Source organism: Arthrobacter sp. 10T425 (assembly GCF_056393985.1).
In genome coordinates this window covers 117,670-133,796 of record NZ_JBFTGZ010000007.1, presented here as the reverse complement: position 1 = coordinate 133,796, position 16,127 = coordinate 117,670, and the positions used below count along the sequence as shown (strand labels likewise).

At 67.2% G+C, this 16,127-nt stretch carries 15 protein-coding genes; 7 read left to right on the top strand and 8 right to left on the bottom strand.

Annotated elements, in window-relative coordinates; all coding sequences use genetic code 11:
- Positions 1-146: 146 nt before the first annotated feature.
- From AC1DDH_RS10380 to AC1DDH_RS10365, 4 genes are read right to left on the bottom strand one after another with little or no spacing between them, the layout of a single operon-like run.
- Positions 147-920 carry an ABC transporter ATP-binding protein gene (locus AC1DDH_RS10380; RefSeq protein ID WP_230009341.1) on the bottom strand — a complete coding sequence of 258 codons (774 nt, stop codon included), beginning with the start codon at positions 918-920 and terminating at the stop codon, positions 147-149.
- Positions 917-2,011 (bottom strand): ABC transporter ATP-binding protein, encoded by a 1,095-nt coding sequence (locus tag AC1DDH_RS10375; RefSeq protein WP_476955385.1) that lies wholly within the window; start codon positions 2,009-2,011, stop codon positions 917-919. The genes AC1DDH_RS10380 and AC1DDH_RS10375 overlap by 4 nt, the downstream gene beginning before the upstream one ends.
- A complete protein-coding gene (locus AC1DDH_RS10370) occupies positions 2,008-2,976 on the bottom strand; it encodes a branched-chain amino acid ABC transporter permease (RefSeq protein WP_476955384.1) in 969 nt (322 codons plus the stop codon). Before AC1DDH_RS10370 ends, AC1DDH_RS10375 begins: the two co-directional genes overlap by 4 nt.
- 9 nt (positions 2,977-2,985) lie before the next feature.
- Positions 2,986-4,269 carry a branched-chain amino acid ABC transporter permease gene (locus AC1DDH_RS10365; protein ID WP_476856583.1) on the bottom strand — a complete coding sequence of 428 codons (1,284 nt, stop codon included), beginning with the start codon at positions 4,267-4,269 and terminating at the stop codon, positions 2,986-2,988.
- Between the two features lie 508 nt (positions 4,270-4,777).
- Here AC1DDH_RS10365 and AC1DDH_RS10360 point away from each other — a divergent pair.
- A complete protein-coding gene (locus tag AC1DDH_RS10360) occupies positions 4,778-5,728 on the top strand; it encodes a hypothetical protein (RefSeq protein ID WP_476955383.1) in 951 nt (316 codons plus the stop codon).
- Between the two features lie 164 nt (positions 5,729-5,892).
- Positions 5,893-6,795: a Bax inhibitor-1/YccA family protein gene (locus AC1DDH_RS10355; RefSeq protein WP_476955382.1), complete on the top strand. Its 903-nt coding sequence runs from the start codon at positions 5,893-5,895 to the stop codon at positions 6,793-6,795.
- Between the two features lie 113 nt (positions 6,796-6,908).
- Here the strand turns inward: AC1DDH_RS10355 and AC1DDH_RS10350 are convergent, their stop codons facing one another.
- Together AC1DDH_RS10350 and galK are read right to left on the bottom strand one after the other, a co-directional pair.
- Positions 6,909-8,147: an acetyl-CoA C-acetyltransferase gene (locus tag AC1DDH_RS10350; protein WP_476955381.1), complete on the bottom strand. Its 1,239-nt coding sequence runs from the start codon at positions 8,145-8,147 to the stop codon at positions 6,909-6,911.
- A gap of 20 nt (positions 8,148-8,167) precedes the next feature.
- Entirely contained in the window at positions 8,168-9,328 is a 1,161-nt protein-coding gene (galK, locus tag AC1DDH_RS10345) for a galactokinase (RefSeq protein WP_476955380.1), read from the bottom strand.
- 90 nt (positions 9,329-9,418) lie between these two features.
- Here galK and AC1DDH_RS10340 point away from each other — a divergent pair, with 90 nt between their 5' ends.
- The 4 genes from AC1DDH_RS10340 (at position 9,419) to AC1DDH_RS10325 (ending at position 13,733) form a co-directional block, all read left to right on the top strand.
- On the top strand, positions 9,419-10,396 hold the full coding sequence (locus AC1DDH_RS10340; protein ID WP_476856578.1) for an aldose 1-epimerase family protein: 978 nt from the start codon (positions 9,419-9,421) through the stop codon (positions 10,394-10,396).
- Positions 10,397-10,527: 131 nt separating this feature from the next.
- Positions 10,528-11,841 (top strand): AI-2E family transporter, encoded by a 1,314-nt coding sequence (locus AC1DDH_RS10335; RefSeq protein WP_476955379.1) that lies wholly within the window; start codon positions 10,528-10,530, stop codon positions 11,839-11,841.
- A gap of 21 nt (positions 11,842-11,862) precedes the next feature.
- Positions 11,863-13,101 (top strand): threonine ammonia-lyase, encoded by a 1,239-nt coding sequence (ilvA, locus tag AC1DDH_RS10330; RefSeq protein ID WP_028277367.1) that lies wholly within the window; start codon positions 11,863-11,865, stop codon positions 13,099-13,101.
- A 5-nt stretch (positions 13,102-13,106) separates the two neighbouring features.
- Positions 13,107-13,733 carry a rhomboid family intramembrane serine protease gene (locus AC1DDH_RS10325; protein ID WP_476955378.1) on the top strand — a complete coding sequence of 209 codons (627 nt, stop codon included), beginning with the start codon at positions 13,107-13,109 and terminating at the stop codon, positions 13,731-13,733.
- Between the two features lie 135 nt (positions 13,734-13,868).
- Here AC1DDH_RS10325 and greA read toward each other — a convergent pair whose 3' ends face one another.
- Positions 13,869-14,363 (bottom strand): transcription elongation factor GreA, encoded by a 495-nt coding sequence (gene greA / locus AC1DDH_RS10320; RefSeq protein WP_028277369.1) that lies wholly within the window; start codon positions 14,361-14,363, stop codon positions 13,869-13,871.
- 219 nt (positions 14,364-14,582) lie between these two features.
- Positions 14,583-15,035, bottom strand: coding sequence for a DUF4307 domain-containing protein (locus AC1DDH_RS10315; protein ID WP_476849093.1), 453 nt, complete (start codon positions 15,033-15,035; stop codon positions 14,583-14,585).
- 116 nt (positions 15,036-15,151) lie between these two features.
- Here AC1DDH_RS10315 and mca point away from each other — a divergent pair, with 116 nt between their 5' ends.
- Positions 15,152-16,057: a mycothiol conjugate amidase Mca gene (gene mca / locus AC1DDH_RS10310; protein WP_230008780.1), complete on the top strand. Its 906-nt coding sequence runs from the start codon at positions 15,152-15,154 to the stop codon at positions 16,055-16,057.
- Positions 16,058-16,127 lie beyond the last annotated feature (70 nt).

The window sequence follows — 16,127 nt, the reverse complement described above, 5'->3', positions numbered from 1 at the left end:
GCGACGGGCGACGAGCAAGCGGCTGCGGGGGCGGCCGGAGGCGACTGGAGATGCCGTGGGGCCACGGACTGTTGTAGCAGGCACCGGGCACGCAGAAGGGCCGCCACCGGCTGGTGACGGCCCCTGTGGGGATACTGTCCGAAGCGCTATTCGACAGTGTCTGCGAGCGTCCCCAGGTAGAGCTGGATGACCTTGGGATCCTTCATGAGCTCCCGGCCAGTACCGGTGTACGCGTCCTTGCCCTGGTCCAGCACGTAGGCGCGGTCGCAGATCTGCAGGCAGCGGCGCGCGTTTTGTTCCACCATGATGACGGAGACGCCGGCCCGGTTGATCTCGTGGACCCGGAGGAAGGTCTCATCCTGCTTGACAGGGGAGAGGCCCGCGGAGGGCTCATCGAGCAGCAGAACGGCCGGGTCCATCATGAGGGCCCGTCCCATGGCGACCATCTGGCGTTCGCCGCCGGAGAGCGAGCCGGCACGCTGGGCGCGCCGTTTGGCGAGCTCCGGGAACAGTTCGGAGACAAAGTCGAACCGTTTGGCGAAGTCCTTGGGCCGCTGGAACATGCCCATCTGCATGTTTTCCTCGATGGTCAGGGCGGCGAACACGTTGTTGTTCTGCGGAACGAAGCCGACGCCCTTGCTGACCAGCTTGTTGGCCTTGAGCCCGGTGATGTCCTGCCCGCGGACCACCACCGAGCCGGAGTGGACCTTGACCAGGCCAAACATGGCCTTCAGCAGCGTGGACTTGCCGGCGCCGTTGGGGCCGATGATGCCGATCAGCTCACCCTTGCGGGCCTCGATGCTGCAGCCGTTGAGGATATTGACGCCGGGGATGTAACCAGCCACCAGATCGGTGACCTTTACGACCGAGTCGCCATCGAAGGCGGGCTGGGCGGCCGGTGCCGCGCTGGTGGCGCTCATTCTGTGTCCTTCTCTGTGCGGTTCGGCTCTTCGCCGAGGTTCGGTCCTTCGGCGCTGCGGCGGCCGCGCGTCGTCCCGTTCGCCGCCTCCTCCGCCTCGGTAGCGAGGACGTCGGCGGAGATGATGCCGGCGTTTTCAGTGCCGACAATCGATTCCTCGTCAGCGACCAGCTCCGCGGCCAGTTCCTTGATGCCCTCGGCGTCGCCGAGATCGACGTCGTGGTGGGCGCCGAGGTAGGCGTCGATCACGGCGGGGTTCTTCATGACTTCGGCGGGGGGCCCTTCGGCCACGATCTTGCCCTCTGCCATCACCACCACCCAGTCGGCGATGTGGCGGACCATGTTCATGTCGTGCTCGACGAACAAGACGGTCATGCCCTCGGCCTTGAGGTTCTTGATGTGGTCCAGCAGCGACTGCGTCAGCGCAGGGTTGACGCCGGCCATCGGTTCGTCGAGCATGACCAGCTTGGGCCGCACCATGAGGGAGCGGGCCATTTCCAGCAGCTTCCGCTGCCCGCCGGACAGCGACGCCGCGTAGTCGTCCCTCTTGGCGTCCAGTTTGAACTTCTCCAGCAGCACATTGGCTTCCTGGGTGATCTTCTTTTCCTGGCCGCCCCAGATGCCCTTGAACAAAGCCTTGGACAGCCGTTCCCCGGACTGGCTGGAGGCGCCGAGGCGCATGTTCTCCATGACGGTGAGCTTGCCCATGACCTTGGTGAGCTGGAACGTGCGCACCATCCCCATCCGGGCAACCTTGTACGAGGAGACGCCGGCGATGTTGTTGCCCTCGAACTGCCATGTACCCGAGTTCGGGGTATCGAATCCCGTCAGCAGGTTGAACAAGGTGGTCTTGCCGGCGCCGTTAGGGCCGATCAGTGCGGTGATCTTGTGCCGCGGGATCTCGAGGTACTGGACGTCGACGGCGTTGATGCCGCCGAAGGTGCGGGTGACGTTTTCTGCCACCACGATCGGATCACGCTTCTTGCAACCGGGCGCGATCTCGCCGGCGGCGATCGGACGGTTGTCCGTCATGTAGTCGATCTCTTCCGACGCGCGGGGTTCGTCCCGTGACTCTTCGCTTGGAATGCTCATGCGAATGCCAGCTCCTTCTTATTGCCGAGAACGCCCTGGGGCCTGAAGATCATCAGCAGCATGAGCGCCACGCCGACCAGGATGTAACGCAGCTGCCCGGCCTGGACCGTGTTCAGCCACGTGATGGTGCCGGACTCGATCAGGCCGTAGAGGATGCCCTGGGTGAGCGAGAGCACCACCCAGAAGATCATCGCGCCGACCACGGGGCCGAGCACAGTGCCGAGCCCGCCGAGCAGCAGGCAGGTGTAGAGGAAGAACGTCAGTTCCGTGCCGTAGTTGGCAGGCTGCACCGCGCCGCGGGGAATCGTGAAGATCATGCCTGCCAGGGCACCGAGCGCGCCGCCGATGATCAGGGACTGCATCTTGTAGGCGTACACGTTCTTGCCGAGCGAGCGGACGGCGTTCTCGTCCTCGCGGATGCCCTTGAGTACCCGGCCCCAGGGGCTTCGCATCAGCAGCCAGACCAGGGTGCAGAAGAAGGCCACAACTGCCCAGGCGACCACCCGGATGAAGAAGTCGCGGTTGTTCATGCCAACGTACGTCCCCGGCGGGAAGGGGTTCATGGCGTAGAAATCGCCCTCGAAGGCGGCCAGGCCGTTGGCCGAGCCGGTGACGGCGGTCAGCTGGTTGGTCGTGACGATGTAGCGCACGATTTCGGCCGCCGCGATGGTCACGATGGCCAGGTAGTCCGCCCGCAGCCGCAGCGTCGGGATGCCCAGCAGCAGGGCGAAGACGGCGGAGGCGACGACGGCGATGAGCAGTCCGACGAAGAACGGCACATGGAACGTCAGTGTGGAGATGGCGAAGCCGTAGGCTCCCACTGCCATGAAGCCTGCCTGGCCGAAGTTGAGCAGGCCGGTGTAGCCGAAGTGAACGGCGAGGCCGAGGGTGGCCAGGGCGTAGGCAGCTGTCGTCGGGCTGAAAAGTTCGCCGGCGGCGCTGGAAAATATGAATCCGAAGTCCATGGCTGTCTCCTAACCCACGCGCTCTTTGCGGCCCAGAATGCCCTGAGGGCGGAACAAGAGGACAACAATCATGATGAACAACGCTCCCACGTATTTGAGGTCGGCTGCGAGGCCGAACACGGTGGTCAGCTCAACGAAGATGCCGACGATGATGGAACCGACCAGGGCGCCCCAGACTGTGCCGAGGCCGCCGAGGGTGACGCTGGCGAAGATGAGCAGCAGGATCTGCGAGCCCATGTCGAAGGTGACGCCGGGACGGTAGTAGGCCCAGAGGATGCCGCCGAGGGCGGCGAGCATGCCGCCGACCACCCAGACGATCCGGATGACGGAGTCGACGTCGATGCCGGAGGCCGCGGCCAGCGCCGGGTTGTCGGCCACAGCACGGGTGGCCTTGCCGAGACGGGTCTTGAGCAGGACGATGCCGAGGGCGGCGATCACGACGGCGCTGACGAGGAGGGACAAGAGGTTGTTGGGGGAGATGGAGATCGGGCCGATCAGGATTTCCACGCTCTGGGCGAACGGCAGTTGCTGGGTGGCGCCGCCGAAGTAGAACTGGATGATGTAGCGCACGGACAGGGCGAGGCCGATGCTGACGATCATCATCGGAACAAGTCCGGTTCCGCGGCGCCGCAGGGGTTTCCACAGGCCCGCGTCCTGGACGTAGCCGAACAATCCGCCGCCGATGACGGCCAGGATGACGGCCAGCCAGAACGGCAGGTGCATCTGGTTGAAGGCGAACACCAGCACCGCGCCGAGGGTGACCATTTCACCGTGGGCGAAGTTGGTCAGGCCGGTGGTGCCGAAGATCAGGGACAGGCCCACGGACGCGAGGGCGAGCAACAGGCCGAAGCTCAGGCCTGCCACCAGCCGGTTGAGCAGGTTTTGCATGAAGTTCTGCTGCTCCACGACAATGCCCTTGCCAAACGTGAAGATCACCGAGAGGTTTGAGGTCTGGCTGAAGGTGACGTTGCGGGGGTTCTCTTGGCCCTCGGCCAGTTTGATGCCCTGCGGAAGCGTGGACTCATCGAGTTTGACCTCGTAGGTTCCCTGGGTGGGGACGCCGATGGTCCAGGCGCCGTTGGCCCCCGATTTCGTGGTTCCCGTGAAATCGCCGCTCGTGGCGGTGATGGTCACCCCGGGGATCGGTGCGCGGTCGTCGCCGCGCAGGAAGCCGCTGATGCTGTTCGTGAACTGGGTGGCCGACGGGGATGGTGTCGGCGAGGGGGTCGTGGCGCTGGACGCCGGGGCCACGATGAGCAGTAGCGCAGCCGTGGCTGCAAATACTGACCCCACAGCCCTCAATAGTCTGCCGCGCCGTCTCTGCGACAGGCCGCTCGTTGTGCTTCTCAAATTGAAAACCTCCACATGGGGGTGCTGTGGGTTGCGCCTTTGCAACCGTTGCGAACGGTCAGGGGACGAGCGTCTGGCATTACGATCATGTGTTGTGATGTCCGTCACCCTGTGTGGCCTATGCTACAGCCCGGGGGACCCAAAGAATGCCGCCGCGAGCAGGGAGAACGTCGCGATCGGGTAACAACCGTGTAGCGCCGTCGACACCTTGCTGTAGCCCAGCTAAAGAAAACTTTTGTTGATTCCGAGTATGCCTAAACAGTGGCCTGCCCGGTCCCCAATTCGCCGGGCCACCCGGGGCTGGCGCGGGCGGCCGGGCACGTCCGCTCCGGCCCGCGTCACCGCCACCCCCAAGCTTTTTCCAAGCCCGCCGGCGTTATGGTGCGAAGAGCGCCAGAACCCGAGTCCGTTCGTTCCGGAATCCGGCCGGCGCCGAAGGCAGGGGCCGATCGTGGAGGGCCGACTGATGAACCGGGTGGTCAAGCTGTGCCTCGCGGGTTCGCTTGTACTGGCGATCCTGGGCCTCCCGGCGCTCAGCCTGGGCCCCGAAACCGCCGGGGCGCAGGCCTGCGTTCCCTCCACGGAGGCACTCAGGGACCCCTATCCGGGGATCCAGGCGGCGGCGTCCAGCTTCGAGGCAGGCACCCTGGACGGGTTCGGCATTTCCGTGGCCGGGACGGGGAACGCCTCGGTGTCCACCGGGCTCTCGCGCTCCGGGAACTGTGCCGCCCTCCTGCACACCACCGCGGCGCCGGGCTCCATCGCCAGGCTGACGGTGGGCCTGACCCCCGGGACCACGGAGGCATATGCGGACGGCTGGTTCAACATCGCCGCCGAAGGAATGGCGGGAAACAATGTTCCCTACTTCCGGTTCTTTGCCGGCGGAGTCCGCGTCCTGGATGTTTTCCGGCAGAACATCTCCCATGAGCTCGTGCTCCGTACCTCGTCACCTGCAGGGTTCGCCTACACCACCTTGCGGCGGGACGTCCCGACTGACTCCTGGCACCGGCTCATCATGCACGTGGTCCCCAACGGCCCCGGGACCAACGTCCAAATCTGGTGGGACGGGCGTTCGGTCTACGCCGGCACTGTCAGTATTTCCGCCACGACGCTCGACACGCTCCAGCTTGGCTCCGAACACGATCAGCAAATGGCCGACATCTATATCGACGACGTCATTGTCAACAGCGGTACGGGAACGCCGGCGCCGGTTCCCGGCCCGCTCCCGGAGCCGAAGGGGGACCCGTCGCAGCGGTTCGACGATTTCCACGGTGACGGACAGTCCGGCCTGCTGGCGGCCGGCACCGTCGCGAGCCGCACTGTCGCGAGCCGCACTCTCGCGAGCCGCGCCGGGAGGCCGGCGTCCGCGGGCATGCTCGGCCTGAAAAACCCGCTGACCTAGATCACGGTTCGGTTGCGGCGGTCCCCGTGGGGAACTATCCCTCCCTGTCAGCCGTGGGAATTGGTAGCGTGACTATATAAAACCCTGTTTCGTCTAGTCCGCAACGCACTAGTCCGCATCGCACCGGAACATCACCCACCCCCTTATTTTGGAGGACACCCGCAATGGCACATGGCGGAAACCCGATCTTCAGCGGAAAGAATTTCCGCGAAGCCACCCAGGCACCGCCTGCCCCGCAGGCCCCATACGGTCAGAACCCGTATGGCCAGACCGCTTACGGCCAGGCCCCGGGCCAGGGCGGGTGGAAATCGGCCCAGCAGGGCATGACCCAGGAACAGCTCCAGGACCTGTACAACCGCCCGGCGGCCGGGCCGGCTGACATTGGACGGATGACGTACGACGACGTCATCGTCAAGACCGCCGGGTGCCTCGGCATCCTGGTAGTCGGCGCCGCAGTGGCGCTCGCCGTCCCGCAGGGCACTGGATCCATGCTGATGATCCTCGGAGCCCTCGGCGGCTTCGCCCTCGCAATGGTCAACACCTTCAAGAAGCAGCCGTCGCCCGGACTGATCCTGGCCTACGCCCTGCTCGAAGGATTCTTCCTCGGCGGCCTGACCCGCATCCTCGACAACCTGTTCCCGGGAGTCGGCATCCAGGCCGTCGTCGGGACGCTGTCCGTCTTCGCCGTGACGCTGGTGCTATTCAAGAGCGGCAAGGTCCGGGCGACGCCCAAGCTCATGCGGTTCTTCATGATCGCACTGATCGGCTATGCGGTGTTCGCGCTCATCAACCTCTTCATGATGATGACCGGGGCCGTGACCGCGCCGTTCGGACTGAGCACCAGCGTGGAGATCATGGGCATCCCGCTCGGCGTCTTCATCGGCGTGCTGGCGATTGGCCTGGCCGCCTTCTCCCTGATCATGGACTTCACGTCCATCGAGGCGGCCATCAGCGCCGGCGCCCCGCAGCGATTCTCCTGGACCGCTGCCTTCGGCCTCACGGTCACGCTGGTCTGGCTCTACGTCGAGATCATCCGGCTCCTGGCCATCCTCCGCGGCGACGAGTAGCCGGCGTCGTTCCTGAACGACCCTGATTTCCCGCGAGGAGCCCCGCCCAACGGCGGGGCTCCTCTCGCGTATGCGGCAGCTGGTGGCTGCTGGTGCGGCTCAGCTGCAACGCCTCAGCTGAGCCGCTCCAACACAACCGCCATGCCCTGGCCGCCGCCGACGCACAGCGTGGCCAGGCCGAGGGAGGCGTCGCGGGCGCCGAGCCCGTTGAGCAGCGTGGTGGTCATGCGTGCGCCGGTCATCCCGAAGGGGTGGCCGAGCGCGATGGCGCCGCCGTGGACATTGAGCTTCTCCGGATCGATGCCGAGCTCCCGGGCGCTGGCCACCACCTGGACCGCGAAGGCCTCATTGAGCTCCACCAGGTCGATGTCCCCGATGCCCAGCCCAGCGATCGCGAGTGCCCGGCGGGTCGCCTCCACCGGCCCCATGCCCATCAACTCCGGGGACAGCGCGCTGACACCGGTGGAGACGATCCGGGCAAGCGGCTCGAGGCCCAGTTCGCGGGCGCGCGAGTCACTCATGACCACGACGGCGGCGGCCCCGTCATTGAGCGGGCACGCGTTCCCGGCCGTCACAGTGCCGCTACTGCGGAAGACGGGCTGCAGGGCACCGACCGCCTCTGCTGTCACCCCGGCACGCGGTGAATCGTCGCGGTCCACCACCGAGCCGTCGGCACGGGTGTAGGGCGTGATTTCGCGGGCGTAGAACCCGGAGGCGATGGCTGCCTCGGCCCGGTTCTGGCTGAGCACCGCCCAGTCGTCCTGCTCGGCGCGGGTGATGCCGTAGCTTGTGGCGACGTTCTCCGCCGTCTGGCCCATGGCGATGTACACGTCCGGCATCCGGCCGCCCAGCCGCGGGTCGGTCCACGGCGTGTTGGCGGCCGCGCGGGCCTCGGTGCGTTTCCGGGCCGCCTCGAAGCGCGGATTGTGCGTGCTGGCGTCGGTCTCGCCGGCGCCGGCCCAGTCCCGGTAGCGCGACACTGCCTCCACCCCGGCGGCCACGAACGCCTGGCCTTCGCCGGCCTTGATGGCGTGGAAGGCCATCCGGAGCGTCTGCAGGCTGGAGGCACAAAAACGGTTGATGGTGGCGGCCGGAACGTTGTCCAGCCCGGCCAGGATGCTGACCACCCGGGCCATGTTGGAGCCGGCCTCACCGCTTGGCTCGGCGCACCCCAGATAGATGTCGTCCAGGCCGCGGCCTGGCCCGGCGGCGGCGTCAAACGCAGGAATCCCGGCGAGGGCCGCTGTGATCATGGCCGCGGCGAGATCGTCGGGACGTTCGTCTTTCAGGGACCCTTTGAAGGCGCGGCCGATCGGGCTCCGGGCGGTAGAAACGATGACAGCTTCTGGCATGCGCCCAGACTACGCCCCGCCTAGGCCAGGCGCATGGCTCCGGCCGCGGGGCTGACGCTGAAGATTTCCGGCGCGGCATACCCGGCCCGGGCGAAGGCACGTTCGACGGCGGAGCGAACCTGCTGCGCCGATCCCGCCGGGGTCAGGGCGATCGCGGAGCCGCCGAAGCCGCCGCCAGTCATGCGGGCGCCGATCGCGCCGGCCGACCGCGCCGTGTCCACGGCAAGGTCCAGCTCCGCGCAGGAGATCTCGAAGTCATCGCGCATCGAGGCATGGGACGCGTCGAGCAGGGGGCCGATGGCGGCCGGGCCCCGGGTGTCCAGCAGCTCCACCGTCTGCAGCACGCGCTGGTTCTCGGTGACCACATGCCGTAGCCGGCGGAAGGTCTCCTGGTCCAGAAGCCCGCTGGCCTCCCCGAGATCCTCGAACCCGACGTCGCGCAGCGCCCGCACGCCAAGGACCTCGGCGGCGAGTTCGCACGATTCCCGCCGGGCCGCATACCCGCCGTCGGCGTGGGAATGGGAAACCCGGGTGTCGATAACCAGCAGCACCAGTCCCGCGGCGTCGGCGTCGAACGGCACCAGCCGGACACTCTGGTCCCGGCAGTCGAGGAAGACGGCGTGGCCGGCCGTGGCCCGGAGCGAGGCGGACTGGTCCATGATGCCGGTGGGCGCGCCGACGAAGTCGTTCTCCGCCCGCTGGGTGGCCAGGACCATGTCCTGCACGGAGAGGCCGGCGTCCATGAGCCCGTTCAGCGCCGAAATCACGGCGCATTCGATGGCATGGGAGGACGACAGGCCCGCCCCGCGCGGAACCTCGGAATCCAGGAGCAGGTCCACGCCGGGAACCTGGAGGCCCCGCTGCTGCAGGGCCCAGATGACCCCGAGCGGGTATTTTGTCCAGCCCCTGGCGCTGGCGCGGTCCAGCGAGCCGGTCTCCGCGGTGGTCAGCCCCTGGTTGCCGAACGTGGAGAGCATCCGCACGGTGGAATCCGGCCGGACTCGGACGGCAACCCGGGCCGCCCGGTCGATGGCGAACGGCAGGACGAAGCCCTCGTTGTAATCGGTGTGCTCGCCGATGAGGTTGACCCGTCCCGGGGCCTGCCACACGCCGTCGGGCCGGGCGCCGAAGACCGTCTCAAACCGGGCGGCGAGCCCGCGGCTGTCCAGGGGTGGATTCATGGCCTGGCTCCTGCGCTGCTGGAAGTCATGGGTCCAAGGTATACGGGTTCGCGGGGTTGTTTGTGTGGTGCGGGCTGTACGGTGGTCACCATGGATCTCTCAGCGACACCCCCGGCATCCGGCACAGTATCCGCCGCCAATGACACGATGCGCAGGTACGCGTCCGGCCGGCAGTACGAGCTCCGGCGCGGCGACGCCCTGGCAGTCGTCACCGAACTCGCCGCCGGCCTGCGGCTCTACAGCCGCGGAGACACCGCCCTGACGGAAACCTACGGGGATGCCGACATTGCGCCCGGCGCCACCGGAATCACGCTGGCACCGTGGGCCAACCGGGTGGAGGACGGGGTCTGGCACCTCAACGGCAAGAAGCTGCAGCTGGACATCACCGAGGTCTCCCGCAATAACGCCAGCCACGGTCTGCTGCGGAACTCCTCCTACGATCTCGTGGACGAGGACGAGTTCTCCGTAACCCTGGAGGCGGCAGTCTTTCCGCAGCACGGCTACCCGTTTCTTCTGCGGCACCGGGTCCGCTATGAACTGGCCGAGGACCTGGGCCTGGTGGTGCGCCAAACCCTGATCAACGATTCCCAGTACCGCGCGCCGTTCGTGCTTGGTGCGCACCCGTACCTGCGGCTGGGCGACGTGCCCAGCGAGGACCTCACCGTGAGCGTCGACGCCCGGACCAGGCTGGTCGCCGACGACCGCCTCATCCCGCGCAGCAGTGAACCGGTCAGCGGCGACTTCGATCTGCGCGGCGGCCGGCCGGTAGGGACACTTGACCTCGATTCGGCCTACACGGACCTGGAGTTCGACGGCGGCGTCGCCCGGCACACGCTGCGCTCACCCGACGGGCGGACGGTGAGCCTGTGGCAGGACGCGAGCTGCGGGTACGTCCATGTCTTCGTGACGACGGAATTTCCGGGCCGGTCGAAGGCGGTCGCGATCGAGCCGATGACCGGTCCCGCCAACGCGTTCAACAGCGGCGAGGGACTGCGCTGGCTTGCGCCGGGGGAGCAGTTCTCCATGACCTGGGGCATCTCGGCCTCGCTGACGGCCGCTGCAGGCTGACCCGGCGGCCTGACCCCAGGAACGGCCCCCGGGCCGGTGCCTCGGCCGTCGACCGGTGTCTGGGCCGTCGCCCGGTGCTGATTGCTGGTTGCTGGTTTCCTATTGAACGTCGCCTACGGAATCATGGGGCTATGACGCCAGCTGAGGACGCCGCACCTGCCACAAGCCCCTCCTATTCCGCGGCTGGGACCGGCGCACGTGCCGGGGCCCGGGTATGGACCGACCGGGAGATCGACCAGGATATTCCCTACGGCGTGCGGATCGCCGCCGCCTGGGCCTGGCGCGGCGGGCTGATCCTGCTCGTGATCGGGTTGCTGGTCTGGCTGCTCAGCCACGTCAGCTTCCTCATCATCCCCGTCATGGTGGCCGCCCTCCTCTCGGGGCTCCTCAGCCCCGCAGTGCGCTGGATGGCCAACCGGCGCGTGCCCAAGGGGCTCGCCGTCGCCATCACTGTGCTCGGCTTCATCGGCCTCATCGTCGGTGCCCTGACCCTGGTCGGGCGCCAGCTCATGCAGGGCTTCGGCGAGCTGTGGTCCCAGGCGCTCGCGGGCGTGCAGCAGGTACAGACCTGGCTGTCGGAAGGCCCGCTGCACCTGACGGCCGCCCAGATCGACAAGTACATCGAGGACGCCACCGCTGCCCTGCAGAACAACAGCAGCAGCATCCTCAGCGGGGCTCTGACGTTCGGGAGCACCGCCGGGCACTTCGCCGCCGGCCTGGTCCTGGCGCTGTTCATCCTGATCTTCTTCCTGCTCGAAGGCGACAGAATCTGGGCCTTCCTGGTCAGGCTCATGCCCCGGAAGGCGCGCCGGGCCACGGACGGCGCGGGCCGCCGCGGCTGGACATCCATGGTCAGCTACGCACGCATCCAAATGTTCGTCGCCTTCGTGGACGCCGTGGGAATCGGCGTCGGCGCCGCCATCATCGGCGTGCCGCTCGCGCTGCCGCTGGGCGTGCTGGTCTTCCTCGGTTCGTTCATCCCGGTGGTCGGCGCGCTGTTCACCGGCGCGATCGCCGTGCTGCTGGCGCTGGTCGCCAACGGGCCCGTCAACGCCCTCATCATGCTGGCGATCGTGCTCGGCGTCCAGCAGCTCGAAAGCCACATCCTGCAGCCCCTCGTCATGGGCAAGGCCGTCTCCCTCCACCCCGTCGCCGTGATCCTGTCCGTCGCGGCCGGCTCCTACCTCGCCGGGATCCCCGGCGCATTGTTCTCCGTTCCGATCCTTGCCGTAGCAAACTCGTCGATTCGCTACATTGCGGGCAGAACGTGGGAACATGATGAAGTGTTGGCAACCGCGGGAGCCGGGGGCAGTCATGCCCCCGAACCCGGCGCAGACACCACCTTCACAGACGTCCACCTGCCGGGCGCAAACCCCGGCGGCGAGGGCGCCGCACCCAACAGCGGTGCTCCGGGCAGTGATGCCGGACGGGGCACCGACGCCTGATCCAAAGAAGGAGAACAGTTCGTGAATACCCTTGAGAGCCTGCCCGTCACGCTGGACGATGTCCTGGAGGCGCAGAAGCTGCTCGACGGGATTATTACGCGGACGCCCGTGGAATCATCGCGGGCCCTCGGCAGCACGGTCGGCGGCGAGGTCTTCCTCAAGTGCGAAAACCTGCAGCGCGCCGGCTCCTTCAAGGTCCGCGGCGCCTACGTGCGGATGGCCAAGCTCTCCGACGCCGAAAAGAAGCGCGGCGTCGTGGCGGCCTCTGCCGGAAACCACGCCCAGGGCGTGGCTGTCGCAGCCAAGAGCCTGGGCATCAAGGCCCGGATCTACATGCCGCTCGGCGTCGCGTTGCCCAAGCTCGCCGCCACCCGCAGCCACGGCGCCGAGGTGGTGCTGCATGGCCACAACGTGGACGAGGCGCTGGCGGAAGCCAAGCGCTACGCCGATGAAAGCGGCGCCGTCTTTGTCCACCCCTTCGATGACGTCGACGTCGTCGCCGGCCAGGGGACGGTCGGGCTGGAGATCCTCGAACAGGTCCCCGACGTCGACACCATCCTGATGGGTGTCGGCGGCGGCGGACTCCTCGCGGGCGTTGCCGTTGCGGTGAAGGCACGCGCCAAAGAACTCGGCCGCGAGATCCGCATCATCGGCGTCCAGGCTGAAAACGCCGCCGCCTATCCACCCTCCCTCGCCGCCGACGCCCTCGTCCCGCTCAAGAAGGTTTCCACCATGGCCGACGGCATCGCCGTGGGCCGGCCGGGCCAGCTGCCGTTCAGCATCATCCGCGAGCTCGTCGACGACGTCGTCACCGTCAGCGAAGACGCCCTGGCCCGGGCGCTGATCTTCCTGCTGGAGCGCGCCAAGATGGTGGTGGAACCTGCCGGGGCCGTCGGCGTCGCGGCGCTCATGGAAGGCAAGATCGAAAACCCCGGAACCGTTGCGGTGGTCCTCTCCGGCGGCAACATCGACCCCATGCTGATGCTCAAGGTCATCCAGCGCGGCCTCTCCGCCGCCGGCCGGTACATGACCGTGCGGATGATGCTGGACGACCGTCCGGGCTCGCTGGCCACGATTGCCCGCATCATCGCCGAGAACGACGCCAACGTCACGGGCCTGGACCACACCCGGGTGGGCGGCTCCATCAGCATGGGCGACGTCTCCATCACCGTCAACCTGGAAACCAAGGGCCACGAGCACTGCAGCCAGGTCCTGGCGGCGCTGCGCGCCGAGGGTTTCCAGCCGATCGTGGTGCACTAGGGGCCATGGTGACGGACGCGTTTGGGGGCGGGGAACCGCGGGAAGGGGAGAGCACCGCGGTGCGGGCCCGCCGGGGACTGCTGGTGGTCGGCTCCTTCGTGGTGCTGCTCTACCTGATCGAGATCCTCAACACCGCACTGTTCCACTCCCTGAACCGCACTTTCGGGCTGCGGCCGCGCAGCCTGGACGGGATCCTGGACATCCTGACCTTTCCCTTGCTGCACTCCAGCCTGGCCCACCTGATGTCCAACGCGCTCCCGTTGATCATCTTCGGCTTCCTCGTGTTCCTCTCCGGGCGCCGGGTGTTCATCACCGCACTGGCCGCCAGCTGGCTGGCATCCGGGCTCGTGGTGTGGCTCATCGGCGGCGCCAGCGTCACTGTGGGCGCCTCCGGGCTGGTGTTCGGGCTCTTCGCGTTCCTCCTGGTCCGCGGCTTCATCAACCGGAACTGGTGGCAGATCGCCCTGTCCGTGGTGTTGTTCATGGCCTACGGCGGCATCCTGTTCGGAATCCTGCCCACCGTGGCCAGTTTCGTCTCGTGGCAGGCCCACCTGGGCGGGGCTATCGGCGGCATCACAGCCGCGCTGCTGCTGATCACCAGGCGCCCCGGGGCGCTGTCCGCGGGACGCTGAGTACCCCGGGAAGAGGACACCTCCCCAGGACTCCGGCCAAACCGGCCGGCCCCAACAGCCCCCGCCAACGGGCGGAAAAAACGACGCCGGCCTCCCCTTGAAGGGGAGACCGGCGTCGCTGTTATGTCGCTGGTGTCAGCCGGCGTACGGCTTGGCGGAGATGATCTCCACCGTGATGTCCTTGCCGTTCGGGGCGGTGTAGCTGAGCTTGTCGCCCTCCTTGTGGCCGACGATGGCCGCGCCGAGGGGGGACTTCTCGCTGAAGACATCCAAGTCCGAGTCGCCGGCAATTTCACGGGAGCCGAGCAGGAAGCTCTCCTCGTCGCCGGCAATCCTGGCCACGACGATCATGCCGGGCTCCACGATGCCGTCGTCGGCCGGGGCCTCCCCGACGTGGGCGTCCCGGAGGAGGGCCGTGAGCTGGCGGATGCGGGCCTCGATCTTGCCCTGCTCCTCCTTGGCAGCGTGGTAGCCACCGTTCTCCTTGAGGTCGCCCTCCTGGCGCGCCGCTTCGATCTTCTGGACGATTTCTGCCCGGCCGGGGCCGGAAAGGTTGTCCAGCTCTGCCTTCAGGCGGTCAAAAGCTTCCTGGGTAAGCCAAGCCGCAGTTGCGCTGTTGGTGGTAGACACGGACTTCTCCTTTGGGTGGTCATACAAGCAAAGACCCCGCCACGGTGGCCACTTTTATGACGCAGTAACCAGCTCAGCGGGGGAAAGGTATTGATCCATTGTAGTCAATCCTGTGGATAAACCAAAGAGGACTGCGGCGTGGATCACACGGTGTCCCAAGCAGCCTCGGACGGCATCACTGCGTGCGCGGCCCGGCACTTGCCGCGGCCTGTGGTCCCGTTATTGTCCGGCGTCGGGAATCCAGCAGCTGTCCACGACGGCGGAGACCGCCTGGGATTCCGTGCGCAGCTGGGTGCGGTGGGCTGTGGTGCGTCCGCCGTCCGTGCCGGCATCGGCCGCGTTCGGCCCGATGTCCACAACCTTCCAGCCAACAATCGCGAACTTCGAGTCCATGGCCTTCACAGCGCATTTCGCCTCCGCTGCCGGGTCCTTCGTGACCTGGAAGTCGATTTCCGTGACCGTGGCGTCGGGGGTGCTGTAGCCGACATCCTTGTAGCTGACACCGCCGATGGCCGCCGACGTCGAGACCCAGGCCAGAAAGGCAATGCCCACGGCGAGGGCGGCGATCAGGATGTTGCGTTTGACCTTGCGGGACAGCGCGCGCTTTTGGCCGCCGTAACGATTGGATAGGCTGTTAGGTGCCGGCGCGGCAGGCTGGTCCTCGGAAGTCACCAGTCCAGTTTAGTGTGGATCGGACCGGGATATTTCCGGCTGGCCGCACAGACCAAGCCGCACACCAACAGACGCACCCAACAGGGCAGCACAGCAGAAAGAGGAGCCGTCCCACGATGACAGCATCCCCCAGCCCGTCAGCACCGCTTCGTCTGCTGGCGGTCCATGCTCATCCCGACGACGAATCCAGCAAGGGTGCCGCCACGATGGCGATGTATGCTGCCGCCGGCGTGGACGTCCTGGTGGCCACGTGCACCGACGGCTCCCGCGGCGACATCCAGAACCCCGCGATGGAGGGGCAACCGCACCCCAAACGCGACATGGCCGGGGCACGCCGGCTGGAGATGGACGCCGCCGCGAACGTCCTCGGCATCCGGCAGCGCTGGCTCGGCTTCGTCGATTCCGGGCTGCCCGAGGGCGACCCCCTGCCGGCCCTGCCGCCCGGGTGCTTCGCCCTGCAGCCGCTGGAGCGGGCGGCCGCACCGCTGGTCCGGCTGGTCCGGGACTTCAAGCCCCACGTGATCCTCAGCTATGACGAGAACGGCGGTTACCCGCACCCGGACCACATCATGGCGCACCGGGTGGCCGTCGAGGCCTTCGCGGCGGCCGGCGATCCCGCCCGGTATCCGGACGCCGGGGAACCCTGGGTGCCCAGCAAGCTCTACTACGACCGCGCCTTCAGCCCGGACCGTTTCCGTGCCCTCCACTCCGCGCTGGAGGAGGCCGGCCTGCAGTCCCCGTATGCCGAGCGGCTCGCTGCGTGGCTGGAAGCGGACGCCGAGGGGCATACCCCGCCGCCGCCGACACACGCCACCACAACCCAGGTCGAGTGCGGCGATTTCTTCGAAGCCCGCGACGACGCACTCCGCTCACACCGGACCCAGGTGGACCCGGAAGGATTCTTCTTCGCGGTCTCCTCGGCCATGCAGCGCAAGGTCTGGCCGTGGGAGGACTACTCCCTGATCGAATCCCGGATCCCCGTAGATCTGCCGGAAACGGACCTCTTCGCCGGGCTAAGATAGAGACGAAATGGCTCTTCTATCCAGTGTAGAAAAGATGTTGTAGACAAAGCACTGTAGAAAAGTCACCGCA

Coding starts and splice junctions, on each gene's coding strand:
- AC1DDH_RS10380 (WP_230009341.1), bottom strand. CDS start 920: ATGAGCGCCACCAGCGCGGCACCGGCCGCCCAGCCCGCCTTCGATGGC.
- AC1DDH_RS10375 (WP_476955385.1), bottom strand. CDS start 2,011: ATGAGCATTCCAAGCGAAGAGTCACGGGACGAACCCCGCGCGTCGGAA.
- AC1DDH_RS10370 (WP_476955384.1), bottom strand. CDS start 2,976: ATGGACTTCGGATTCATATTTTCCAGCGCCGCCGGCGAACTTTTCAGC.
- AC1DDH_RS10355 (WP_476955382.1), top strand. CDS start 5,893: ATGGCACATGGCGGAAACCCGATCTTCAGCGGAAAGAATTTCCGCGAA.
- AC1DDH_RS10350 (WP_476955381.1), bottom strand. CDS start 8,147: ATGCCAGAAGCTGTCATCGTTTCTACCGCCCGGAGCCCGATCGGCCGC.
- galK (WP_476955380.1), bottom strand. CDS start 9,328: ATGAATCCACCCCTGGACAGCCGCGGGCTCGCCGCCCGGTTTGAGACG.
- AC1DDH_RS10340 (WP_476856578.1), top strand. CDS start 9,419: ATGGATCTCTCAGCGACACCCCCGGCATCCGGCACAGTATCCGCCGCC.
- AC1DDH_RS10335 (WP_476955379.1), top strand. CDS start 10,528: ATGACGCCAGCTGAGGACGCCGCACCTGCCACAAGCCCCTCCTATTCC.
- AC1DDH_RS10325 (WP_476955378.1), top strand. CDS start 13,107: ATGGTGACGGACGCGTTTGGGGGCGGGGAACCGCGGGAAGGGGAGAGC.
- mca (WP_230008780.1), top strand. CDS start 15,152: ATGACAGCATCCCCCAGCCCGTCAGCACCGCTTCGTCTGCTGGCGGTC.